This window comes from Roseateles terrae (assembly GCF_014192155.1).
GTDB classification, from domain to species: domain Bacteria; phylum Pseudomonadota; class Gammaproteobacteria; order Burkholderiales; family Burkholderiaceae_C; genus Roseateles; species Roseateles terrae.
The window spans coordinates 184,124-207,483 of the sequence record NZ_JACHXO010000003.1; the positions used below are offsets into that span (position 1 = coordinate 184,124).

14 protein-coding genes are annotated in these 23,360 nt (G+C 67.5%); 4 read left to right on the forward strand and 10 right to left on the reverse strand.

Going from position 1 to position 23,360, the window contains the following annotated elements:
• Positions 1 to 6: 6 nt before the first annotated feature.
• From FHS28_RS10145 to FHS28_RS10170, 6 genes are all read right to left on the reverse strand, one after another.
• Positions 7 to 1,263 carry a glycoside hydrolase family 18 protein gene (locus FHS28_RS10145; protein WP_184294501.1) on the reverse strand — a complete coding sequence of 419 codons (1,257 nt, stop codon included), beginning with the start codon at positions 1,261 to 1,263 and terminating at the stop codon, positions 7 to 9.
• 246 nt (positions 1,264 to 1,509) lie between these two features.
• Positions 1,510 to 2,223, reverse strand: coding sequence for a hypothetical protein (locus FHS28_RS10150; protein ID WP_184294503.1), 714 nt, complete (start codon positions 2,221 to 2,223; stop codon positions 1,510 to 1,512).
• 138 nt (positions 2,224 to 2,361) lie between these two features.
• Positions 2,362 to 2,880, reverse strand: coding sequence for a zinc metalloprotease (locus tag FHS28_RS10155; protein ID WP_088453002.1), 519 nt, complete (start codon positions 2,878 to 2,880; stop codon positions 2,362 to 2,364).
• Positions 2,881 to 3,275: 395 nt separating this feature from the next.
• On the reverse strand, positions 3,276 to 4,166 hold the full coding sequence (locus FHS28_RS10160; protein WP_088453000.1) for an EamA family transporter: 891 nt from the start codon (positions 4,164 to 4,166) through the stop codon (positions 3,276 to 3,278).
• Between the two features lie 337 nt (positions 4,167 to 4,503).
• Positions 4,504 to 10,800 (reverse strand): YDG domain-containing protein, encoded by a 6,297-nt coding sequence (locus FHS28_RS10165; RefSeq protein WP_088453171.1) that lies wholly within the window; start codon positions 10,798 to 10,800, stop codon positions 4,504 to 4,506.
• A gap of 26 nt (positions 10,801 to 10,826) precedes the next feature.
• Complete coding sequence (locus tag FHS28_RS10170) at positions 10,827 to 12,521, reverse strand: ShlB/FhaC/HecB family hemolysin secretion/activation protein (RefSeq protein WP_221193871.1); 1,695 nt, start codon at positions 12,519 to 12,521, stop codon at positions 10,827 to 10,829.
• A gap of 241 nt (positions 12,522 to 12,762) precedes the next feature.
• Between FHS28_RS10170 and FHS28_RS10175 the strand changes: the two genes are divergently transcribed.
• Entirely contained in the window at positions 12,763 to 13,572 is an 810-nt protein-coding gene (locus tag FHS28_RS10175; protein WP_088452998.1) for a response regulator transcription factor, read from the forward strand.
• Between the two features lie 59 nt (positions 13,573 to 13,631).
• Entirely contained in the window at positions 13,632 to 16,004 is a 2,373-nt protein-coding gene (locus FHS28_RS10180) for a sensor histidine kinase (protein WP_184294505.1), read from the forward strand.
• Here the strand turns inward: FHS28_RS10180 and FHS28_RS10185 are convergent.
• Entirely contained in the window at positions 15,969 to 16,715 is a 747-nt protein-coding gene (locus FHS28_RS10185) for a class I SAM-dependent methyltransferase (protein WP_088452993.1), read from the reverse strand. The two genes, FHS28_RS10180 and FHS28_RS10185, sit on opposite strands and share 36 nt — an antisense overlap.
• Positions 16,716 to 16,937: 222 nt before the next feature.
• Between FHS28_RS10185 and FHS28_RS10190 the strand changes: the two genes are divergently transcribed.
• Complete coding sequence (locus tag FHS28_RS10190; protein ID WP_184294507.1) at positions 16,938 to 17,144, forward strand: hypothetical protein; 207 nt, start codon at positions 16,938 to 16,940, stop codon at positions 17,142 to 17,144.
• A gap of 79 nt (positions 17,145 to 17,223) precedes the next feature.
• Here the strand turns inward: FHS28_RS10190 and FHS28_RS10195 are convergent, their stop codons facing one another.
• The 3 genes from FHS28_RS10195 to FHS28_RS10205 all read right to left on the reverse strand — a co-directional run bounded on the left by FHS28_RS10195 (position 17,224) and on the right by FHS28_RS10205 (position 19,135).
• Positions 17,224 to 17,562, reverse strand: a complete 339-nt coding sequence (locus FHS28_RS10195; RefSeq protein WP_184294509.1) for a hypothetical protein — start codon at positions 17,560 to 17,562, stop codon at positions 17,224 to 17,226.
• 174 nt (positions 17,563 to 17,736) lie between these two features.
• Positions 17,737 to 18,444 (reverse strand): diguanylate cyclase, encoded by a 708-nt coding sequence (locus FHS28_RS10200; RefSeq protein ID WP_221193874.1) that lies wholly within the window; start codon positions 18,442 to 18,444, stop codon positions 17,737 to 17,739.
• Positions 18,445 to 18,634: 190 nt separating this feature from the next.
• Positions 18,635 to 19,135: an Lrp/AsnC family transcriptional regulator gene (locus FHS28_RS10205; RefSeq protein ID WP_088453167.1), complete on the reverse strand. Its 501-nt coding sequence runs from the start codon at positions 19,133 to 19,135 to the stop codon at positions 18,635 to 18,637.
• A gap of 469 nt (positions 19,136 to 19,604) precedes the next feature.
• Between FHS28_RS10205 and FHS28_RS10210 the strand changes: the two genes are divergently transcribed.
• Positions 19,605 to 23,162 (forward strand): indolepyruvate ferredoxin oxidoreductase family protein, encoded by a 3,558-nt coding sequence (locus FHS28_RS10210; protein ID WP_088452991.1) that lies wholly within the window; start codon positions 19,605 to 19,607, stop codon positions 23,160 to 23,162.
• The last annotated feature ends 198 nt before the right edge of the window (positions 23,163 to 23,360 follow it).

The window sequence follows — 23,360 nt, forward strand, 5'->3', positions numbered from 1 at the left end:
CTGGAGTTACCGGCTGGATTCTTTCTGTATCGACGGCCGCACGCCAGCAGGCGACGTGCACGGGCGGCTCCCCATGCCGAGATTCATCGCGTTGAGCAGATCGCCGTTGTCCTGGCTCAGTTCCCAGGCAAAGACGCCGGCGAGGCCGTGCGTGCGGGCGTAATGCGCCTTGGCCCAGACGGCACGTGGATCGTCGTAGCCCAACCATTCGTCCCGACGGGCATTGAACAACGACCACGCCTGGGTCACCGGATCCCACACGGCCTGATAACCCGCGCGGCCGCGCCCTCGCCTGTCCAGCAGCTGGCCGGCAATCTCACGGTAAGGCATGGCGCCCTCATCGCCGGGGAAGATGCCGGTCTTGGACGCCCCTGTGCGGGGTGCCGACACGCCGGTAAAGCCGCGGCCATACATGGCCACACCGGCCACCATCTTCGTCGTCGGCACGCCCGCGTCGTGGAGGTTTCGCACTGAGCGCATCAGGCTGTCGTCGGCGTCAGGGGAGGAGCTGGCCAGCGTGGTGTGATGACCCGCGGCGGGGGACCAGCCGCCGTAGAAGTCGTAGGTCATCATGAAGACCAGGTCCAGGGCATCGGCCGCCTGCCGGAAGTTGATGCGCTGCACGATCGGCGACATGGTGTTCACCGCCATGGTGACGAGGTAACGCCGCCCCGTCTCGCGGCCCAGCGCCTCCAGGGACTGACGCAGGTCGGTCAGCAGGTCGGCATAGGCCTGCCCATCGGCAGGGCTGCCAAGCTTCACGCCATTGACGGCGCTGTTGTCGCCGGGATGCTCCCAGTCGATGTCGATGCCGTCGAAGGCGGGATGTTCGCGAAGGAAGCGCTGGGCGGAGGCAACGAAGGCCGCGCGGCCCGCCGGATTCTGCGCGAGATGGAAAAACGGGTCGGACCCACCCCAGCCCCCGACCGAGGCCAGCACCTGCAGATGGGGCGCACGCTGCTTGTAGCGGGCAAAGACCTGGTCGAATCGCGCTTCCAGCGGGCTGACGGCCAGATCAAAGTCGCGCTTGCCCTCACAGGCGGCAGCGTCCTTCGGCAGTTGGCCGGGGCCGCACAGACGCAGGAAGGCGTACAGCACATGGGTGAGGTTGCCAGGGGGCACCTGCTCGATCAGGGCCTCTGGCTGCCAGTTGGGGATGTAGACGCCCACGACGCCCTGGGCTGGATCCGCAAATGGGCGATGATGGCCGGTGAAGAGGGCCCTGACCGGGGGCGGCGCCGGTGCCACCGAAGCTGCCGTCATTGCATCGGGTGCCGCCTGCGCGAATGTAGCGACCCCAAGCATCGCAGAGAGAGCGGCGGTTGCACTCAGCGTCGAGCGTGCCGGCCGGGACGGTCGAGTGGATGGAAGGGCACGGGCAGGCGAGGCAAACAGGCGCTGAGCAGACATGCGGCGGGCTCCGGATGAAACGAGTCCGGAGCGTATCGCAGATAAGCTACCAGTTAAATACCAATATGGGACAGATGCCAAAGTGGTCTGCGCGTAGGCTCAAGGGGCTAGATCGACCCGAACCTGCAACTCCCGCAGCCGTTGCACTTCGGCGTCCCGCGTGCTGTATTGATTCGGGGCGCTGCCGGCGTAGTAACTGCCGGACCGGGCAATCGTCACCCACTGACCCAGCGGCACCTGCACCGTGCTGAGCACGCTCGCGTCCTCGGTGGGAGCGCCGTACCCCGAGGGATCCATCGGCGGCGCGCCGCCAGGGCGATTGCTCTGCTCTTGCGTCCGGATCTCCACCGTCACCGGTTGCCGCCCGCCGGCCCAGGAGGGTTTCACTGTGACTCCCCGGCTGCGTTCCGCCACCCCCTGTCGCGGGGCGACATAGACGCGGTCTTCCCGCCCCTGCTGGCGCTGCAGGCCGACATCCACCCACTGGATCGGCGTGACCTCATTGAGGGTGACCGACGCCTGCTGACCGTTGAGCACCATCAGCCGGGGCAGCGACTGCTGCTGCTGGCTGCGTCGCTCGGTGCTGAGGGTGACCCCGCCCCGCGCGGACACGGAGCCGCCGGTGCTCACCACCACGCTGCCGTCGCGCACGCCGGCGGCGGCGGCTCCGCTGAGCTCCTGATCCACCCAGCGAAGCTCCACCCACAGGTTCTGACGCGGCAATTGTGCGGATGCGGCGCCGCAGGCCAGCGCCAGCGTCGCGACCATCGCGGCCCCCATCAGGCGCCCCAGGCATCGGCGGTATGTGTTCATGGGGCCAGCATACGACGTCGGCCGTGGGCCGTCATCGGGGTGCATGCAGGGTCAGACCCGCTCAGCGACTGCTCAGCGACTGCTCAGTGATTGCCTGGTGATCGCTTGGTGATCGCGCACGAGCCGATAGGGGGCCGCTCAAGGGCCATTCAAGGCCCGGCAGCGGGCCAGGTCGCAGGCGGTGGGCAACATCGAGCGGTACTCCACCACGCTGCCCCAGGCCGAGGGGTCGCGCAGGGTGCAGCGCTGACCTTTGCCATCGTCGTAGTAGGACATGACATCCACGCAGCGACGCGAATGGGCCATCAGCCCGTAGAAGTGGCCCATCTCATGGGAGAGCACCATCTGCAAGGTCTGCTCCGCTGGATAACGTGGGTTGCGCTCCCGCAGCAGACGGAACAGGCCAGGGCCCAGCGAGAGCGTCCGGGCCGGCACATTCGCGAGGCCAAATTGACCGCGGCTGCCGGTGTCAGTCCAGACGATCTGGATGTCCCCCTCGGCGGGTGAGGTCCGAGGCGGCAACGCCTGCACCGAGGCAGGCACGCCGCAAGGCGACCAGGCTTGGACCGCGCGCTGCGCCAGCGCCAGCACCTGCGGCGCATCGAACCAGGCTGGCGCGGCGTCATGCCGGTAGACGAAGCGCAGCGGGCGCGACACGGCGCTGCGGTCGCGCCCGTCGCCCCAGGTGGTGGACTCCCCCGCGCGGCAGGAGGCGATCTCCTGGTCGCGAAGCGTGATGCCCGCGGGCGCCGACGCGGGTGCGGGCGTCCGCAGTGCAGGCGATGAGGGCGATGTGGGAGACGTGGGTGACGTCGGCGATGCGGGTGATGCGGGCTTGGCCGGCCCGGAGTGCCCGGGCTCGCGCTGCGCAAGTGCAGGGCCGCTGAGGCATACGCAGAGTGAAGCCAACGCCCCGGCAGTTGCGCTGAACCCCGCGCACACCCTCCGCCACTTCTGCCCGCGCCGGCGACGCTGAGCGTCATGCCCCGACAACTCGCTCGTGCCGCTCTGCTGACCGGAGTTGCGTTCGCCCCCTTGACGGTCTGCGCCGCTCATGCAGACCGCAAGCGCCACGCCTGCCGCGCCCGCGGCCACAGCAGATTGATCGCCAGCCCGCTCATCACCAGTCCGGCCGCCATCAGCTTCCACGCGGGCAGGCTTTCATTGAGCAGCAGTGCCGAGCAACTCATGCCGAAGATCGGGACGAGCAGCGCCATCGGCACCACGGTGGCCGCCGGATGCCGCGACAACAGAAAGCTCCAGGCCCCATATCCAAACAGCGTATTGGCCGCCGCCTGCCAGATCACGGCGCCCCAGGCGCCCAGGCTGGCGTGGCTTACCGCGTCCGACATGCGCTGCGGGCCTTCGATCAGGAACGACAGCGCAAACAGCGCCGGCGCCGCAAAGGCGCTGCTCCACACCACATAGGCCAGCATGTTGACGCCCACCGCCTTTTTGCCCACCACATTGCCGCTGGCCCACGAGAGCGCCGCCAGCAGCACCATGGCCAGGCCGAGCACGGTGGTGGTGCCATCGGTATGGGACGCGATGATGCCGATGCCGCCAGCGGCCAATACCAGCGCCAGCCACTGGAAGGGCTGAACGCGCTCCCCGCTGGTGTGCATGGCCAGGAACAGGGTGAAGAAGACTTGCGTCTGGATGACCAGGGAGGCCAGCCCCGGGGAAATCTGCGAGCCCATGGCCAGATACAGCAGGCTGAACTGGGCCACGCCGACCAGGCCGCCGTAGGCCGCCAGGTTGTACAGGCTCACCTTGGGGCGCGGCAGCAGGAAGATGGCCGGCACGGTGGCCAGGGTGAAGCGCAGAGCCGCGAACAGCAGAGGCGGGAAGGCGTTCAAGCCCCAGCGGATGACCACGAAATTGCTGCCCCAGATGGCGACAACGGCAAGAGCAAGCAGGAAGTGGCGAAACGAAAGCGTCATGGCGCGCCGGGGCTGGGAGAGTGACGACCACTATGCCAGCAAGCCGACCCGGTGGCCCGGTACAGATGGCGGGGATGTGCGCCAGTACAGCTGCTGTTGCTGTTGTCGCTGGTGCGGTGGTGCGGTGGTGCGGTGGTGCGGTGAAGGGACTGCGCTGCACGTGCCAAGTACGGCTGCACGCGTCGTTCATGCCCTCGTCTGTGGGCAAGCCCTGCAAGCAAAAAAGGGGAGGAATGCCGAAGCACTCCTCCCCTCTGGCGTCAGCCACCCTACAAGCGGCGTGGGCTGACGGGGTGCACAGGCTAAAGCCGCCTGCGCGATGTCGCCTGACTTGCGCTTACTTGGCCGGCGTGAAGCGCAGCACGACGGCGCGCACCTGGGTCACCTTGCCACCAGCCGCGGCCTTGAGCGCGCTCAGCGCATAAGCGCTCAGCGTGTCGCGGCTCATGGCGGCCAGCGTGTCGGGCACCAGGGCCACCAGCGTGCCGTCTTCCATCAGCGTCAGCTGCATGACAGCGCGTTCGCCGCCATCCAGCGGCAGTACGGCCTGGGTGCGCACGCTCACCGAGCCCTTCAGCGACGGCTGACCGCCCTGCTGACCGTCCTGACGTTGCAGTGACAGGCTGCTGCCCTGGTCCACCACACGGTACTGGCCCTGGAAGCTGAGGCTGCTGTCGCCTTCGGCCACGAAGATCGGCAGCACGGTTTCGGTGGCCGTCGAGGCGCCGCCCGTGGAGGCCTTGCCGGTGCTGGTGCCAGTGCTTGTGCTGGTGCCGGCGCTGCCGGAGGAACCAGTGCTGCTTTCAGCAAGGCCGTTGCCTGCATTGCCTGCATTGCCGCCATTGCCTGCATTCCCAGCATTGCCGCCAGTGCCCGAGCCGTTGGCCGCGCCGTTGCCTGTGCCGCTGCCAGCATCGCTCAGGCCCGACGTGGCACCGTTGCCGTTGCCGTTGCCGTTGCCGTTCGCGACACCGCCATCTGCGCTGTTGCCGTTGGAACCGTTGCCCGTGCCGCCGTTACCGCCAGTGCCAGTGCCAGTGCCAGTGCCAGTGCCAGTGCCAGTGCCAGTGCCAGTGCCAAACAGCTCCGTCGTGCCGGTAGTCCCCGGCAGCAGGGTCGAGCCGGTGCCGCCATTGCCACCACCGCCACCATTGCCGTTCGATCCGTTGCCGTCGCCCTTGGTGCCGTTGCTGGCGTCCACCTTCGCCACCAGACCATCGAGCGCGCCCGTCGCGGGGTTGGGATCGATCGAACCCAGCGCTGTCACTTGCGTCTTGCTCAGCTGATAGTTGCCCGCATCGGCCCCATTGAGCCCCAGGCCCACCGACACCGTTTTGGACACACCCACTGCGGCGTTGTCGTAGCTGCCGGCCAGCACGGTGCCGACCTTGTCGCCCGCCACCACGCCGGTCAGCTCACCGCCGCCCACCAGGGCCACGGTAGTGCCGTCATACAGCTTGGTCGTCACGGCCACCGGGCCGGCGGAAATCACCTTGGTAGTGACCGTGCCGGTGCCCGTGACCGTCCCCGACGGCAGCTGATAGTTGCCCACATCCGCGCCGCTCAGCAGCAGGTTCAGGTTGACCGTCTTGCCGGCGCCTGCGTTCTTGTTGACGAAGGCCGCGCTGCCGCTGGCTGCGAGCTCATCCCCGGCGATCACGTTGGACAGCGTCACGCCATTGAGCGTGGCGCCGGTGGTGCCGTCATACACCTTGGTGGCGACATCAGCCGTCACCCCCACGGTGCGCGGCGTGATGCTCGCCGTGGCCGACGTGTCGAAAGCGTAGTTCCCAGCGTCGCTGCCGTTCAGGACCACGCCGTTGACCGTCACCGCCTTGCCCGTGCCGACATTCTTGTCGGAGAAGCTGGCGCTGCCCACGGCACCCACGCCGACGCGATCCCCGGCCAGCACGCCATTCAGGCTGATGGTGCCGACCGTGGCGCGCGTCGTGCCGTCGTAGACCTTGTCCTGGACGCTGCCCGCTGCGGCGCTCACCGCCTTGGGCATGATGCTGGCCGCAGCCGAGCCGTCGAACACGTAGTTCGCCGCATCCGCACCACTCAGGCTCATGCCGCTGATGGTCACTGCCTTGCTGGTGCCGGCGTTCTTGTCGGCGAAGCTGGCGCTGCCGGTGCCGCCGACGCTGACCGCATCGCCCGCCACCACACCACTCAGGCTCACTGCCCCCAGGGTGGCGGCAGTCGTGCCGTCATACACCTTGTCCGACACGCTGCCAGCCGCCGCACCGATCGCCTTGGGCGTGATGCTGGCCGTCGCGGTGCCGTCAAAGCTGTAGTTGGCCGCGTCCGCGCCCGTCAGGCCCAGACCGGTGATGGTCACAGCCTTGCCGGTGCCGACGTTCTTGTCCGCAAAACTGGCGCTGCCCGAGCCGCTCACTGCCACCACGTCACCTGCCAGCACCCCGTTCAGACCCACGGTGCCGAGGGTGGCGGTGGTGGTGCCGTCGTACACCTTGTCCAGCACGCTGGCCGTCGAAGCGCCGATGCTCTTTGGCGTGATGGCGCCGATGTGGCCGCTGGCGGTGGTGCTGGCCAGCGTGTAGCCGTAGACCACGACACCGCCGTTGCTGGCGCCTGTCAGGGAGACCCCGTTCACGCTCACCGACTTGCCGCTGCCCACATTCTTGTCGCCATACACCGCCGCGCCGCTGACCGCATAGGTCACCGTATCGCCGTCGATGGCGCCGCTGCTGGTGAAGTTGCCGGCACCCACGGCGGCCGAGGTGGTGCCGTCATACACCTTGGTGGTGGTGCCGATCAGGCTCACCGTCACCGTCGGCGCCACGGTGTAGAGCAGGCCGTTGCCGGTGCCCAGCACGGTCGATGCGGTGGTGGCCTGGTACTGCTTGAAGTCCGGGCTGACGCCGCCACGCACATCGGCGGTCGGGCTGGTCGAGTACACCAGCCAGCGGCCGGCGTCCGATTGCAGTGCCGAAGCGCCTGCGTTGTTGATGAAGTTGCGACCCGCGGCCAGCAGGACGCCAGTCGTCGCAGCGCCGCTGTTGACCGCATGGACGCCACGCGCCAGCGTCAGATCGGAGGTGGCACCGGTCAGGCGCAGATCCACCGTCTTGTCCACTGTGATGCCGTTGACCCCGTCAACACTGCCCACGGTCAGGCTCTTGCCGTTGACCATCGACAGCGATCCGGACTGGGCCGCCACCGTGCTCACCTGCTGCGTGCCGGTCAGGGCCACATCGCCGTTGCCGGTCTCCAGGGCCAGCTTGCTGGCCGTGACCACCGCGCTGCCGCTGACGTTGCCGCCGGCCGTCTGCAGGATGACGGTGTTGGTCGCCGTCAGCGGTGCATTGAGCGTCAGCCCGTCGGTCAGCACGTTCAGACGCAGGCTGCCGATGTTGGCCGTGATGGCGTAGGGCAGTGTCATGGCGTCGCCGACCAGGGTCAGCTCATGACCGACCGTCGCAGTCAGCGCCGCCTCGGCCGTCAGCGTGGTGCCAGCGCTGCCGAGGACGATGTCCTGGCTGCCGTTGAACTTGGCCAGCGAGGCCTGCGTCAGCATGCTGCCGGTGCCGCCCACGGTGAACGGCTGCGCCTGATTGAGCGTGTCGAAATGAACCGTGGCCAGGCTCTGGCCGCTGACCGTGGCGCTGCTGGCATCAAAACTCAGGGCCTTGAGGTTCAGCGTCGCATCTCCGCCGCCCAGCGCGATGCCGGCATTCAGGCCCATGGCGTTCTGCGCCACCAGGTTGACGGTGGTCGGGGTGGTGGTCGAGACGGTCAGACCGTTCACACCGTCCACCGTGCCCAGGCCCCAGCTGCTGCTGCCGGTCTGCACCCGCGTGTCGCCACCCACGTTCAGCGCAAGCTTGGTGAAGTCGAAGGTGCTGCTGGTCAGCGTGGCGCCGCCCGCGGCCGACACCGCCAGGTTGACCGCGGACACACCGCCCTGGATGCCTTCCACCTTGCCACCGGCAATGATGTGCACCGAGCTGGCGTTGGTGGTGATGTCGCCATCAAACACGACGTCGCCGCCATTGGCACGACCGATCACCAGGGTCGCCGCATTGACCGACGAGGTGGAGCTGCTGGCCAGGGTGGTGCCCAGATGCAGATCAGTGCCCGGGCCTTCTTGGCGCAGGGTGACGCTGCCGGCGCCGCCGTTGGCGGTGACGGTCCTGGCGACCGTGATGTTGTCACCGCTGAGGATGACGTTGCCGGCCGTGTTGGTCAGCGTCCCGGCGCTGATGTCGATGGTTTTGTTCACCAGCTCCAGCGCCCCATTGGCACCGAAGCTGAAGTTGTTGGCCAGGGTGATGGTGCCGGTGCCGTCTTCACGGCCGATGGTCAGGTTCTTGATGCCCTGCAGGCGCGACAGCTGGCTGACCGATGCGAAGCCGGTCGTATCGCCCAGCACCATGCTGGTGGTCACGTCGGCCGGCTCCAGACGGATGGAGGCGGTGGTCAGGTTGTTCAGCGTGGCGCCGGTGAAGTCGATGGCGCTGCCGCGCAGCGTCAGCACGCCGGTGCCGGTATTCAGGTTCACCACGCTGGACAGCGAGATGATCCCGTCGGTCAGGATGCTCGCACCGGCATTCATGGTGAACGGCGTGTTCACCGCCACATCGCCGCTGGCGCTCAGGACGCCGCTGAGAATCCGGGTGCCGTTGGTGTAGCTGCCATCGGCCTTGAAGAACAGGCGACCGGTTCCCAGCGTCATGCTGGAGGCCAGGTTGATGTCGCCGGTGCCAGCCGAGATGTAGAGGTTGCCGCCGTTGGTCGTGACCGGTGCGGACAGTGTCAGGCCGCCGCCGCTGGCGTTGTCCGAATCCGCCCAGATCCGCACGTACCCGCCATGGGTGGTGACCGATCCACCGACGGTCACGCCATCAGCGCCATACAGGGTGACCGAGCCGGCGGCCGGCGTGCCGCTGCCCACCGTAGTGACCGAGTGCGTCGGCAGCGTGCCCGGGTTGGTGCCGGCGCCCCAGGCGATGAGGTTGCCGATGTTGGTCAGGTGGCCGGTGCCGGTGGAGCCAGCCTGCAGGTAAATGCTGCCGGTGCCAAACACCTCGACCGTGTTGCTGGCGTTGACGAAGCTGATATCGCCGGTGCCGGACGTCCCGGCCTCCAGCCGCAGGCTCACATTGTTGGCCATCGACAGGCGACCGTCTCCGCCGTTCAAGGCGAGATCGCCGATGGTGATGTTCCCGGTGGCCTGCAGGGTGACGTTGGCGAGCTGGGCTTCCAGATCGTTCACATACACCGTGCTGCCGCTCAGATCGCCATTGCCGTTGCCGGCGCTGATGGCGACGACGGCAGGGTCCAGCAGCAGTTCACCGGTCTTGCCCTTGTCGGCGCGCGCGTCGGTGATGCCGCTGTAGGTCAGCGACTGCTTGCCGGAGACTTCCGCCTGACCGCCATCGCCGCCGTTGGCACCGCCGCGCACTTCGATGCGGCCGGCGAAGCGAGTGCTGTCGTCGGACCAGAAGACGACCTGGCCGCCGTTGCCGCTGTCCGTCGCGTTGGCGCTGGCCTTGACGGTTGCGTCCGCGGTCACGGTGGTGGCGTTGTGCACGCTGCTATCGGCGCCCTGGAAGCCGCCACCCACCTGGATGGTGCCGCCGCCGGTGGCGCCACTGGCATTGAGCGTGGCGCCGCCGTTCAACGTGATCTGCTCACCGGTCACGGTAATACGGCCGCCCTGCGCCGATGCGGCGCTGGCGTCCAGCAGGCCGGCGACATGGACGTCCCCGTTGGTGCCGCCGTCGAGCACGATGCGGCCGCCCTGGGCCGACAGGCCGGTCGCTTCGATCACGCCTTCGTTGTTCACCACCGTGGCCATGGCGGTGCTGGCGCTGCGGGCGCTCAGGGTGACGTTGTCACCGCGGATGCTGCCGGTGTTGTCCACCAGCGCGTTCAGGGTGGCCCGGTCCACGGTGAAGCCCAGCAGGCCGTCGCCGCTGAAGTCGAGCGTGACCTGGTCGCCAGCGGCCAGCGCGATGCTGCGGCCCTGCAGGTGGCCGCTGTTGCGCACCACCGGGGCGATCAGCGCCACCACGCCGGTGCCCTGCAGCTGGCCGGCGTTGGTCACCGCACCGGCCGAGCCATTGCTGCTGAAGGTGTAGTGACCGGAGAGGAAATCGTTGTCCGAGAGGGTCAGCGAGCTGGCCACCAGCCCGCCCACGTTGACCTGCGCGGTCTTGCCGAACACCACACCGGCGCTGTTGAGAATCCAGACATTGCCATTGGCGGTCAACGACCCCTGCACCTGGGTCGGCATGCCGCTGTTGATGCGGTTCAGGGCAATGGCGTTGCTGCTGGGCTGGGTGAAGTTGACCGCGGCATTGCTGCCGATGTCGAAGTTGTTCCAGTTGATGACCAGCTTCTGGGTCTGCTGGTTGACGGTCAGCGAGCTGCCGTTCTGAGTCAGCGTGGCGCTGCCCGCGGCGATGCTGCCGCCGGTGGGCAAGGCCCCCGCATCAAGCGCGGACGCGGCCTGGCCGGCCAGGCCGAGCACCAGGGCGGCAGCGGCGCAGCGCACGGTGCCAGACGCGCGCTTGCCGCGCGAGCGAGTGGTTTCTGCCACGGCCACATAGGCGCCGGTCGCTTCGTTCCAGACCAGGCGATAGGCGTGATTCAGGGAGTTCTTCATGTCTTTGTTCTCTTTGTGCGAGGGACTCAATAAGCGACGTTCAGCTGCACCCAGGCGCGCTGACGTTCGGCACGGCCGTCGGCTTCCAGGCCGTTGGCGCTGCGGCCCTCATTGCGGCCCAGGGTGTGCGCCCAGGCGCTGCGAACGCTCCACCGCTCCCCCGAGACGTTGAAGCCCAGGCCGGCACCTGCCAGCCGGTAGTGATTGCTGGACGGATCCGCCAGCGCGCCCATCCAGGGGTTCTGGTGCTGCGTGATGCCGCCCACGTCCAGGAAGCCCAGCCCTTGCGCACGCAGGCCGTAGAAACGGAAGTCCCGGCGCACTTCCAGGCTGGCCAGCCAGCCGCTGTCGCCGGAGGCTTCCCCCACCGCATAGGCCCGCACACCTGCGGGGCCGCCGAGGATGAATTTCTCCGACGAATCCAGGTTGTCCGTGGACAGTTGGCCGTTGGCCGACACGAACACGCTCCAGCCACTCAGGCCCGGCAGGCTCTGGTTGCGGCCCAGATGCCAGTTCAGCTTGGTGAAGCCGCCCTGGGTCGAGGCGCCGAGGGCGTCCGCGCGGGCATCGTCCGGGTTGCGGTCCAGCGACACCTGGCCGGTGGCCACGCCCAGGCCCCAGTCGGTCTGGCCGCCGCCGAAGCGCTCATCCCACGCATTGGCACTGAAGCCGACATTCACCCGGTCCACCCGGCGGCGATGCAGGGACACACCCAGCGCATCGTCATCCAGACGGCGGTCTTCCGCGTCCAGATTCAGCCAGACGTTGCTTTCACGGGCGCGCAGCAGCGGGAAGCTCAGGCCGGCGCCGAGGCTGCGGGCGGTGCCGCGCAGCTCCAGTGGCGCCAGCTCCAGGCCCACGCTGTAGCGCAGGTAGGACGCGTTGACGCTGGCGCGCAGGCCCTTGGGCGACAGGCCCCAGGCGTACGAGGCGGCGGCCTGACTGGTATCGCGGGTCTTGCTCAGCGACACGAAGGCCTGGTCTTCACGCTCCAGCGGGCGGTTCAGCACGCCGCGCACGGTGGCGCGGGCCTGACCGGTATAGCGGTTGGCGAAGTTGTCCAGCGAGGCGGAGACGCCCCAGGCGCGTTGCTCTTCCACCTGCGCGTCGATGCGGCTGGTGCCGGGCTGGTCGCCACGGGCCAGCGCCGAACGAACGGTGATGCCCGGCACGTCACGCATCAGCAGCAGCGCGCGCTCCAGGTCATCCGCCCGGGCCGGGCCTTCCGGCAGGTTGGCATCGGCGATGGCGCGCAGGCGGGCCTGCAGCGCGGCATTGCCACCGGTCAGACCCAGCCGGCCGGGGCCGTCCTGCAGCCGGCCGGGCACCACGGTGATCTGCAGCTCGCCGCCGCTCAGGTCCTGGCGCGGCAGATAGGCGCGGGCCAGCAGATAACCCTTGGCCTGCAGACGCGCGGTGACGCGGGCCGCCAGGGCTTGCATCTGTGCATGGTTCAGTCGCTGGCCGACACCGTCGGCCACCCAGGCCTGCAGCTCGTTGTCGGTCGCCAGACCGTCGGCGCCGTTGAAGCGCACCTGCTGCACCCACGCGGTCAGGCCGTGCTGATCTGCGACCGCCGACAGCGGCGTGTCGGCCTTGGGTTCGGTGGATGGACGGCTGGCCGGTTGTTCGACTCGCTGCCGTTCATTGAGCAGCTGGCCGGCGTCTGGTGCGGCGGCCATCGTTAACAGCGGCGACATGCTCAGCAGAGCAGCCGCCATGCGCAGGTTCTTGATCTCGTGCACCGGGGTTCCCTTGGTCTTGTGTGCTTGGGGCGCGTTTATCCGCGTCCCGGCCCCCGGCGGGTTTTGCGAAAACGCCGACGGCCTTTGCCAAAAGGAATGACGCCGTACATTGAGTGCAACGTTGTGAAATTTTTACGTGGTACTTGTGCGCGGGGCGCGACGTCTTGCGCCTGCCGCGACCGAAATCTTCAGACGCGCGCCGGACAATCTGTTCCCTATGACGGAGACCGATTCCGCCGTCCCGCCCGGGGCCACGGCGCCACTGATACTGCTGATCGATGACGTGCCCGAAGACCTGCGTTGGCTGAACGAGCTGTTACGCAAGGAATATCGGATGGCCCTGGCCCACAGCGGACACCAGGGCCTTCAGCGCGCGCAGGCCTTGCGCCCGCAATTGATCCTGCTGGACGTCGGCCTGCCCGACATGGACGGCTTTGCGCTGTGCCGGCTGCTCAAGAGCGACCCCATCACGGCAGCGACGCCGGTGCTGTTCCTCAGCGCCCACAACCAGCCGGACGATCGGGTGAACGGACTGGGTCTGGGGGCGGTGGACTTCATCAGCAAGCCTTTCTGGCCGGAAGAGGTGCTGGCGCGGGTGCGGGTGCATCTGGCGCTGGCGGCGCAGCGGCAGGCAAAGGCCGACAGCGAGGACACCCCGCCGGACGTGACCGACGGGCAGACCCGCAATCCGGAGGGGCTGCTGGTGCAGGAGGCGGTGCGCTACATCCGTGCCCATCTGGCGGAACTCCCGCCAGTGCCGGAACTGGCCCGGCGCATCGGCCTGCATGAGAAGCGGCTGCTGGCCCTGTTCCGGGACCATCTGGGACAGACGGTGTCGGGTTTTGTCAGCGAAGAGCGCATGCAGCACGGCGCCCGGCTGCTGGCGGAGACCGGCATGGCGGTGCAGCAGGTGGCGCTGTCGGTGGGATTCAACAATCCCGGCAACTTTGCGACGGCCTTCCGCACCCGATTCGGTCAGAGCCCCATGGCCTACCGCAGTGCCGCCCGCGAAGGCAGCGTGCAGTGACAAAGCAGCCGCGGGGGCAGGCCGGGCGGGGGTGGTGCCGGAGGGCACGGCTCCCCACCGTGCCGCTCGCCGGGCTGCTGGCTGCGTTCCTGGCTTCGCTGCGGACCTGGTTGCTGCTCGGCCCCCTGCTGCTGCTGGCAGTCACCTCAGCCCGCGCCCAAGGGGTGCTGGAGCTGGAGGTCCATCAGCCGGTAGTCGATCTGACGCCCTATCTCTGGCTGCATGTGGACCCAGGCGCCAAAGCCAGCCTCGCCGAGGTGCTGGCATCCAGCGACTTCATCGCCGCCCAGCGCCATGACCTGCAGCCCGGCTACACCGCCGCCGCCTACTGGCTGCGCATCCGCCTGCACAACGGCACGACGGACGCCATCCGTCGCGAGCTGCGGGTGCCCCCGGCGCGGCTGGAACAGATCACCCTCTTCTCCCGCGCCGAGCCCCTGGGCTGGCATCGCTCGGATGCCGGCCTGTCAGTACCCTTCTCCCAGCGGGAACTGCCGCACCGGGTGAGCACCTTCTCGGTGGAGGTGGAACCGGGCCAGCAGGTGGAACTGCTGCTGCGAGTCGCCAGCCGCAGCTCGATCAATCTGCGTCCGCAGCTCTGGGAACCGGCCGCCCTGGCGCTGCGCCAGCAGCGGGAACTGCTGGCGGACGGCCTGATGCTGGGCATGATGAGCCTGCTGCTGCTGCTCGCCCTGGCGCTGGGTGGCCTGCTCAAGGACCGCGCCTACATCTACACCGCGCTTTATGTGCTGAGCTACATGCTGTATGAATCCGGCATGCGCGGCACCAGCTTCATGCTGCTCTGGCCGAATGCCACCGACTGGGCGCTGCGTTCCCTCTCCACCTTCGCGATCTTCACCACGCTGCTGCAGGTGCTGGCGCTGGTGCGCATGCTGGGTCTGGCGCGCAGCCAGCCGCGGCTGCAGCGTGCGCTGCGGGTGGTGGCCCTGGCCAACTTCCTGGGCGTGGGCCTGTGCGTCTTCGCCGACTATGCGCTGGGCACTTTCATCACCGCGCAGTTCAACACCGCTCTCCTGCTGGCGATGATCGTGGCGGCGTGGCGGGCCTGGCAGGAGCGTCATCCGCTGGCCAAGCCGTGGCTGGGCATGCTGGTAGCCGGCATGATCGGCATGACGCCGCGATATGCGGAACTGCTGGGGCTGACGCCTTACAGCGCGCTGAGTGACTATGCGCCGCCCATCGCCAGCCTGCTCGGTACGCTGCTGGTGCTGGGCGGGCTGCTGCGACGGATGCAGCGTCAGAAGGCGCGGCAGGAGCTGCGGCTGGAGATGGCGGTGCGGGAGCGGACACTGGCGCTGGATGAAGCCCGCGAGCGCGCCGAGCGCAGCGACAAGGCCAAGGGCCGCCTGCTGGGGTATCTGGGTCATGATCTGCGCGCACCGCTGGCCTCGATGGTGCAGGTGGCGCGGCAACTGCGGCCGGATGGCGACTTCGAGCCGAACCGGCATGCCATCGAACACAGCAGCCTGCTGGCGCTGGAGATGATCGACGAGATGCAGCATTTCTCGCGGGCGCCGGAGTCGGAAGCGCGGCTGGAGATCCTGCCGGCGCCGCTGTATCTGCATGGGCTGCTGCAGGAGATCGTGCATCAGAGCCAGGCGCTGGCGCGGGCGGGCGGCAACGCCCTGACGCTGATGATCTCGCATGAGCTGCCTTCGGTGGTGCAGCTGGATGCGCGTCGCTTGCGGCAGGTGCTGGTGAACCTGCTGGCCAATGCGGCCAAATTCACCCGTGGCGGACGCATCGTGCTGCAGGCGGGGGTGACCGAGGACGGGCATCTGGCCGTGGCGGTGAAGGACAACGGACCCGGCATTGCTGAAGAAGACCTGACGCGGGTGTTTGCGCCGTTTGTCCGCGCGCCGACGGAGGCGTTCCGGCCGGGCATCGGCCTGGGGCTCAGCATCGTGCAGCAGCTGGTGGAGGCGATGGACGGGCAGATCGCGGTGCACAGCCGGCCCGGCCAGGGCGCGCGGTTCGAGGTCCGCCTGCCGTGGGTGCCGGCGCAGGAAGATGAAGTGTTCTGGCCGCCGTCACGGCCGTGGCTGGCTCAGCCGGTTGGTGACGGCCACGTGGCGCTGCTGCTCGACCACTGCGCCGTGGTGCGGGAAGCGCTGCGGGAGCGTCTGGTGCTGGCAGGCTTCGAATGCCTGGAGGCGTCCAGTCCGCAGGAGGCGGATGCGCTGATGCGTGAGCATCCGGTGCGGCTGCTGGTGGTGGAGCCGGAGCTGACGGACGACATGCCGGCCTGGCTTGCCGCCTGGCGGCGTCGGCCGCGCACCGCCCTGCTCTACTGCAGTCAGTGGCACGCGTCGGCCGCAGGCAGCCCGCCGCGGCTGCTCAAGCCGGCGCCGGAGAGCGATTGGTGGATGACGGTGTCAGCCCTGATGCGTCGGGAAGAAGCGCTGCAGTGATAGCGGTCGGGTGCTGAGCCACAAGGCGTCCGCATCCAGCGCCTCGGGGGGCGTGAAGCCTTCCGCCCTCAGCAGCTCGGCGATCGCAGCCACGTCCAGGGTGATGACGCTGAAGACGTGGGTCCATGTGTCCGGGCCGATGCGGTATTGCAGCGTCATGCGCACCTGGGTGCCCTCCGGCTCCGGGCTTCTGGTTGCGGCGAGGACTTCGATCGGCGCGTCCGGACGACCCAGCACATCGCCCACCTGGGAGGACAGCATCCAGCCGGGGGCCTGTCGCTTGAGGAGGAAGCGCCCGTCGGACGCCACATGCCGGGCGGCTGCCGCCACGAAGGCGCGGCGCACGGCGGCATCGGCGTGATTGATCATGCCGCTGGGAAGCAGCACGACGTCGAAGCGCTGATCCAGGTGGAGGGTTTCGATGTCGGCCTGCACGCAGTGAACGGATGGGTGCAGATGGGCGAGCATGTCGGCGGAGTTGTCGACGCCGGTGACCTCGCAGCCCCATTCGAGGAGACGATGGGTGAGGCGACCCGTGCCGCATCCTAATTCGAGCACTGAAGTGCCGGCAGGCAGCAGCGGGCGGAGCAGTTCAATCTCACCCGCGTAGACGGAGCGGCGGTAGAGCTCTACCGAGCATCCATCCGCCGCTTGCGGTCCGGGGCCGGAGCCGCTGAAGTGCACGGGGAGTGAGGGATAGGACAGTGCCATGTGAGCGGGGCCAGGTGCGGTGGAGGATGACCGGGAGCGCCTTCGCTCGCAGCATAACGTCGCGGTGTTGCGGGATCGCAAGAACGGCCGCAGATTTGCAAAGTATGGAAAGAGTCGACGCGGAAAGACGATCTGAGTTGCTGTAGATTTCTGAGGTCTACAGAATTCACGCAGCGGGGCTTGGGCTCTTTCAAGCCGCCGTTGCTCATGCCAGGAGCTTCGATGTCTGAGACTGCATTTCTGCCCACGAAAGCCCGGGCTGCACTGTGCGCGTTTCTTGAATCGGACCACACCAAAGCAGTGATGGCGGATCCTGAATTCAGACGAGGGCTGGCCGAAGTGGCTCGTGAGGTTTCCGAACTCGCCGCCACACGCAAGCGAGCGCGGGAGATCAGCAGCGAGGTGATTCACCAGCCGGTGGCCATCTGACTCAGCGGTTCAAGCGGCCATCGATGCCGTTTCGGAACTCTTCTTGCTGGCAGTGGTCGTTCGTCCTGTTGAACTTTTTTCAAGGACCTGAGCAGCAGCACGCAGCAAGGTCATCAGATCCCGATCCAGTCCCCGACACGCATGGTCGTCCAGCGACAGCAGGCAGGCAGTGATCACCGAAAAAAAAGGTGTCTGCATCCGGAGCGTTGAACGGCAACAAGCAGAGCAGTCCGCCGCCCTGACGAAGTGCAGTCGCGTCAAAATAGACTTCCAGCACCGGACAACCCTCGGCCTCCGAGTTGACGGTCCAAAAACTGGTGACCCAGACATGCTTGGGGAACGGTTTCAGCAGAACTTCGGCGACCGCGTCCCGGTCGATCCAGCGACACGCTCGTAGCCCCGCCTTGAGGTCGGTCACGGTCCGTAGCGAAATGGACCAGGACAATTCCGGAACCTTCGTCCCAGGCGCATACCACTGCTGTGCGCGCGTCTCGAAGTAGCGACCGATCTTCCATCTTTCTCTCCGGCATCGAGGCGCTGCAATGAAGCTCGCAAGTCTGTCACTTCGATGCCGGGAGCAGGTCCAAGACGATCAAGGTCGGATGACACCCTTCAGCCGGTCTCGGCCGCCGACCGTGGGCGTGGCGTGCAAGGTGTCGGTGCCCATTGCCTGCGCCCGCCGGGCCGCTTCGGGCATCAGCCGGTTCCCTGCGCTGCGCCAGCCGCGCCACAGTTCTTCCAGATACGGCAGGATCTCGAAGAACAAGATCACCAGCAGAACGGTCGCGAGGTAGCCGGTGGGCAGTGGCGTGTCCTTCCACGCCAGCGAGAAGTCCGCCGCCTCCGGCCCCGCGCCCACCAGCGCCGCGGCCTGCGGCCAGTGCAGAGCCACCACCGCAATGATGGCCATCAGCGGAATCATCTCCAGGAAGCTGTGCACATGCTGCTCCAGCACCGTCACCACCCGCGCCGTGGTGGCGTAGCTGACGTCCCACAGCGCGGTCAGTTCATGGATGAAGAAGCAGACCACCATCACCGCGATGACCCCCGCGTTGATGCGCAGGAACAGGCAGGCCAGCACCGGCAGGCCCACCTCCACGAACATCAGCAGGTGAATCAGTGATTCCTTCGCACCGGTCGTGCGTTCGATGTTCGCCGCCCGGTGGCAGAACCAGTCCGCCACACCGGCGACGAGCCACAGCGGCAGGATGAAATACAGCAGGATCAGCTCGGTGGGATCCGAGCCGGCGGATGGCATGGCCTGAGCGGCCATCGGCAGCGCAGCGCTGGTGATCGACATGGGAGGCTCCCGGAGTGGGCATGCAATGGCCGACCCGTAGCAATCAGGGTGCCTAACCGCCGCCTAACCGCCGCCTGCACGACGCCTGCCGCCGCCTACCGTAGCCTTCCCGACCCGTCCCGCATCTCCGCAGCGTCTCCGAAGCATCTGCACGGCATCTGCACGGCATCGCCACCGCATCTCCGCTGCTTCAGCGCCGCAGATGCCCCAACGGCAGCGCCCCCCCGGCCTTCACCTCGCCCAGCGAGAAACTGGTGTGGATGTCCTTCACATTCGGCAGGTTCAGCAGCGTGTCGATGGAGAAGCGGCTGAACGCATCCAGGTCGGTCGCCATCACCTGCAGCTCAAAGGTGCCGGCGCCGCTGATGTAGTGGCAGGCAATCACCTCCGGCAGCGCCCGGATCGCCTGTTCCAGTTCGCGGGTGGCGGCGCCGTTGTTGCGGTCGGCATCCACCCGCACAAAGGCCAGAACGCCCAGGCCCAGCTTGCGCCGGTCGATCTCGGCGCGGTAGCCGGTGATGAAGCCCTGCTCCTCCAGCCGCCGGACCCGCCGCCAGGTGGGCGCGGCAGACAGCCCGATGCGCGCGGCCAGCTCCGCATTCGACAACCGGGCTTCCTTCTGCAGCGCAGCGAGGATGGCGACGTCATAGCGGTCCAGGCCGGTGGCGGTGGTGCCACCGATGTCGTCCATGTCCGCGCTGATGCCTTTGCCCACGCCAGGGCTGGAACTGGTGCCAGAACTGGTGCCGGAGCTGGCGCCAACGCCGGTCACGGTGCCTGTGCCGGTGCCAGAGGCGATGCGGCTACCCGGGCTGTCCGCCCCCATCGCGGAAGCTGTTTCCCGCCCTTGCTCCACTGTCCCGGAGGTGACGGGCGACTTGAGGGTTTTCCCTTGACGTGGATTTCGCGATGCCAATCGATCTCTCCGGCGTTTTGTTGAGCAAGATTCTTGCTCATCTTGGCGCGAAACAGGCACAACTCGCAAGCACTCGCCGCGGTGTATTTCCTACACTGGACCCCTGGTCCCCCCCGTGCCGAACAGGGGATGCGCCAGCATGACAACATTGCGCTGACCACTCAGCGGTATCTGGCAGCACGGCCTCCACGGCCCGTCACAAGCGGGACCTGACGGTGCCGGCCACCAACAGGAGACACCCCTCATGAATGCCCCCTTGCCCGAACACATCCTGCGAGCACTGGAAACAGTCAGCCTGGACGACAAATACGCGTTGGACGAGGGCCGTGCCTTCATGAGCGGCATCCAGGCCCTGGTGCGCCTGCCCATGCTGCAGCGCACCCGGGACGCCATGGCCGGCCTCAACACCGCCGGCTTCATCTCCGGCTATCGCGGCTCCCCGCTGGGCGGCTACGACCAGGCGCTGATGGCCGCACGCAAGCATCTGGCCAAGCAGAACATCGTCTTCCAGCCGGGCGTGAACGAAGAACTCGGCGCCACCGCCGTCTGGGGCACCCAGCAGCTGGACCTCTTCCCCGAGAAGAAGAAGTTCGATGGCGTCTTTGGCATGTGGTACGGCAAGGGCCCCGGCGTGGACCGCTGCATCGACGTGTTCAAGCACGCCAACATGGCCGGCACCTCCAGGCACGGTGGCGTGATTGCCATCGCCGGTGACGACCACATCGCCAAGAGCTCCACCGCCGCCCACCAGAGCGACCACGTCTTCAAGGCAGTTGGCTTTCCGGTCTTCTTCCCGTCCAGCGTGCAGGACATCCTGGACATGGGCCTGCATGCCTTCGCCATGAGCCGCTTCTCCGGCCTGTGGTCCGGCCTGAAGACGATCCAGGAAATCGTGGAATCGTCCAGCAGCGTCAGCGTCGACCCGGACCGGGTGCAGATCCTGCTGCCCGAAGATTTCCCGATGCCTGCGGGCGGCCTGCACATCCGCTGGCCCGATCCGCCGCTGGATCAGGAAGCCCGCATGATGGACCACAAGTGGTACGCGGCGCTGGCCTATGTGCGGGCCAACCGGCTCAACCACAATGTGATCGCAACGCCCGACGACCGCTTCGGCATCATCGCCAGCGGCAAGGCCTGGAACGACACCCGCCAGGCGCTGCATGACCTCGGTCTGGACGACAACACCTGCCGCCGCCTGGGCATCCGCCTGCACAAGGTCAATGTGGTGTGGCCGCTGGAAGCCACCATCACCCGCGACTTTGCGCAGGGCCTGCAAGAGATTCTGGTGGTCGAGGAAAAGCGCCAGATGATCGAATATCAGCTCAAGGAAGAGCTGTACAACTGGCGTCCGGACGTGCGCCCCAACGTGCTGGGCAAGTTCGACGAAAGCGACAACGACCAGAGCGGCGGCGAATGGAGCCGGCCCAACCCCAGCAGCCACTGGCTGCTGCGTCCGCAGGCAGATCTGACGCCGGCCATCATCGCCCGCGCCATCTCCAAGCGGCTGCTCAAGCTGGGCGTGGACGCCGACACCGCCGAGCGCCTGCGGGCCCGCGTGGCCCTGATCGACGCCAAGGAGCAGTCGCTCAAGAGCGAAGAAAAGACCGCCGGCGGTGCCGACCGCACGCCGTGGTTCTGCTCCGGCTGCCCGCACAACACCAGCACCCGCGTTCCGGACGGCTCGCGCGCCGTCGGCGGCATCGGCTGCCACTACATGGTCACCTGGATGCCGGGGCGCAACACCGCCACCTTCACCCAGATGGGCGGCGAAGGCGTGCCTTGGGTGGGTCAGGCGCCGTTCACCGACGAAAAGCACATCTTCAGCAACCTGGGTGACGGCACCTACTTCCACAGCGGCATCCTGGCCATCCGCCAGAGCATCGCTGCCGGGGTGAACATCACCTACAAGGTGCTCTACAACGACGCGGTCGCCATGACCGGTGGTCAGCAGGTGGGGGAGCGTCCGGAAGGCCACAGCGTCTTCCAGATCATGAACAGCCTGATCTCCGAAGGCGTGGCCAAGCTGATCATCGTCACCGACGAGCCGCAGAAGTACGAAGGCAAGCCGGTCGCCCCCGGAGTCACGGTGCACCACCGCGACGAGCTGGATGCGCTGCAGCGCCAGTTCCGCGAGATCCCCGGCACCACCGTCATCATCTACGACCAGACCTGCGCCACCGAGAAGCGCCGTCGCCGCAAGCGCGGCAAGATGGTCGATCCGGCCAAGCGCACCGTCATCAACGAAGCGGTCTGCGAAGGCTGCGGCGATTGCTCGGTGCAGTCCAACTGCCTGTCGGTCGAGCCGCTGGAAACCGAATTCGGGCGCAAGCGCCAGATCAACCAGAACACCTGCAACAAGGACTTCTCCTGCGTGAAGGGCTTCTGCCCGAGCTTCGTCACCATCGAGGGCGGCGAGCTGAAGAAGCCGAAGAAGGACAAGCGCCTGAATCCGTTCGACGCCAGCCTGCCGCCGGTGCCGCAACCGCTGATTCCCAATGCCGAGAAGGCCTGGGGCATCGTGGTGGCCGGCGTGGGCGGCACGGGTGTGATCACCATCGGCCAGCTGCTGGGCATGGCGGCCCACCTTGAAGGCAAGGGCGTCATCACGCAGGACGCCGCCGGCCTGGCCCAGAAGGGCGGCGCCACCTGGAGCCACATCCAGATCGCCAACAGCCCGTCGGCCATCTACTGCACCAAGGTCGGCACCGCCGAGGCGGACCTGGTCATCGCCTGCGATTCGATCGTGGCCGCCAACAAGAGCACGCTGGCGGTGATGCGCGAAGGCCGCAGCTTCGTGGCGCTCAACACGCATGGCTCGCCAACCGCCACGCTGGTCAACAACCCGGACTGGAGCTTCCCGGGCGGCGCCTGTGAAGCGGCCATCGCCAAAGCGGTGGGCAACGACCACCTGGGCATGTTCGACGCCGAAGAAGTGGCCGTGAAGCTGCTGGGTGACTCGCTCTACACCAACCCGCTGATGCTGGGCTATGCCTGGCAAAAGGGCCGGGTGCCGCTGAGCCATGCTGCGCTGATGCGTGCCATTGAACTCAACGGCGTGCAGATCGACAACAACAAGGCGGCGTTCGAATGGGGCCGCCGCTGCGCCCACGATCTGGCGGCCGTGCGCTCGCTCTATGCAACGCAGCAGGTCATCCAGGTCATCAAGCGTCAGGGCGTGGATGAGCTGCTGGCCCGTCGGGTCGAGTTCCTGACCGACTATCAGAACGCCGCCTACGCCGCCGACTACCGCGCCTTCGTGGAACGCGTGCGCGCCGTGGAAGCGCCGCTGGGCGGCACCCGCCTGACGGAAGCCGTGGCCCGCTATCTGTTCAAGCTGATGGCCTACAAGGACGAATACGAGGTCGCGCGTCTGCACACCGACCCCAAGTTCCTCCAGAAGATCCAGGCCCAGTTTGAAGGCGACTACAAGGTGGTGCATCACCTGGCCCCGCCGCTGTTCGCCAAGAAGGATGCGCAGGGCCAGCCGGTCAAGTCGCCGTTCGGCAGCTGGGTGCGCCCGGCGATGGGCGTGCTGGCCAAGCTCAAGGGCCTGCGCGGCACCGCCTTCGACCCCTTCGGCCACACGCAGGAGCGTCGCACCGAGCGTCAGCTGATCCAGGACTACCGCGCCAGCATCGAGGCCATCCTGTCCAAGGGCCTGACCGCAGAACGCCTGCCGCTGGCACTGGACATTGCCCGGCTGCCGGAAGACATCCGCGGTTATGGCCACGTCAAGGACCGCCATCTGGCGGCGGTGCGGACGCGCTGGACGCAGCTGAGCGCCCAATGGGCCGCGCAGTAAGCCGCGCAGTAAGCCGCGCAGTAAGCTGCACAGTCAGCCGCACAGTGAGCGGCCCTGTGAGCATGTGAGCCGCGAACCCGGGCTGTGAGCGGCCCGGCTTGACACCCACCCGCTGAGCCGGCGGGCTGCATGCCCGCCGTGCCATCGGCGTCGCGCCCGCGCCGCACTCTGTGACATAGCACCTCCGCGCCTCCCCCC

Bases quoted from the DNA above. Each gene is read 5' to 3' on its own strand.
- FHS28_RS10160 (WP_088453000.1), bottom strand. From the start codon at position 4,166: ATGACGCTTTCGTTTCGCCACTTCCTGCTTGCTCTTGCCGTTGTCGCC.
- FHS28_RS10200 (WP_221193874.1), bottom strand. From the start codon at position 18,444: ATGTCGATCACCAGCGCTGCGCTGCCGATGGCCGCTCAGGCCATGCCA.
- FHS28_RS10165 (WP_088453171.1), bottom strand. From the start codon at position 10,800: ATGAAGAACTCCCTGAATCACGCCTATCGCCTGGTCTGGAACGAAGCG.
- FHS28_RS10205 (WP_088453167.1), bottom strand. From the start codon at position 19,135: ATGGACGACATCGGTGGCACCACCGCCACCGGCCTGGACCGCTATGAC.
- FHS28_RS10190 (WP_184294507.1), top strand. From the start codon at position 16,938: ATGTCTGAGACTGCATTTCTGCCCACGAAAGCCCGGGCTGCACTGTGC.
- FHS28_RS10210 (WP_088452991.1), top strand. From the start codon at position 19,605: ATGAATGCCCCCTTGCCCGAACACATCCTGCGAGCACTGGAAACAGTC.
- FHS28_RS10145 (WP_184294501.1), bottom strand. From the start codon at position 1,263: ATGACGGCAGCTTCGGTGGCACCGGCGCCGCCCCCGGTCAGGGCCCTC.
- FHS28_RS10175 (WP_088452998.1), top strand. From the start codon at position 12,763: ATGACGGAGACCGATTCCGCCGTCCCGCCCGGGGCCACGGCGCCACTG.
- FHS28_RS10170 (WP_221193871.1), bottom strand. From the start codon at position 12,521: ATGGCGGCTGCTCTGCTGAGCATGTCGCCGCTGTTAACGATGGCCGCC.
- FHS28_RS10150 (WP_184294503.1), bottom strand. From the start codon at position 2,223: ATGAACACATACCGCCGATGCCTGGGGCGCCTGATGGGGGCCGCGATG.
- FHS28_RS10185 (WP_088452993.1), bottom strand. From the start codon at position 16,715: ATGGCACTGTCCTATCCCTCACTCCCCGTGCACTTCAGCGGCTCCGGC.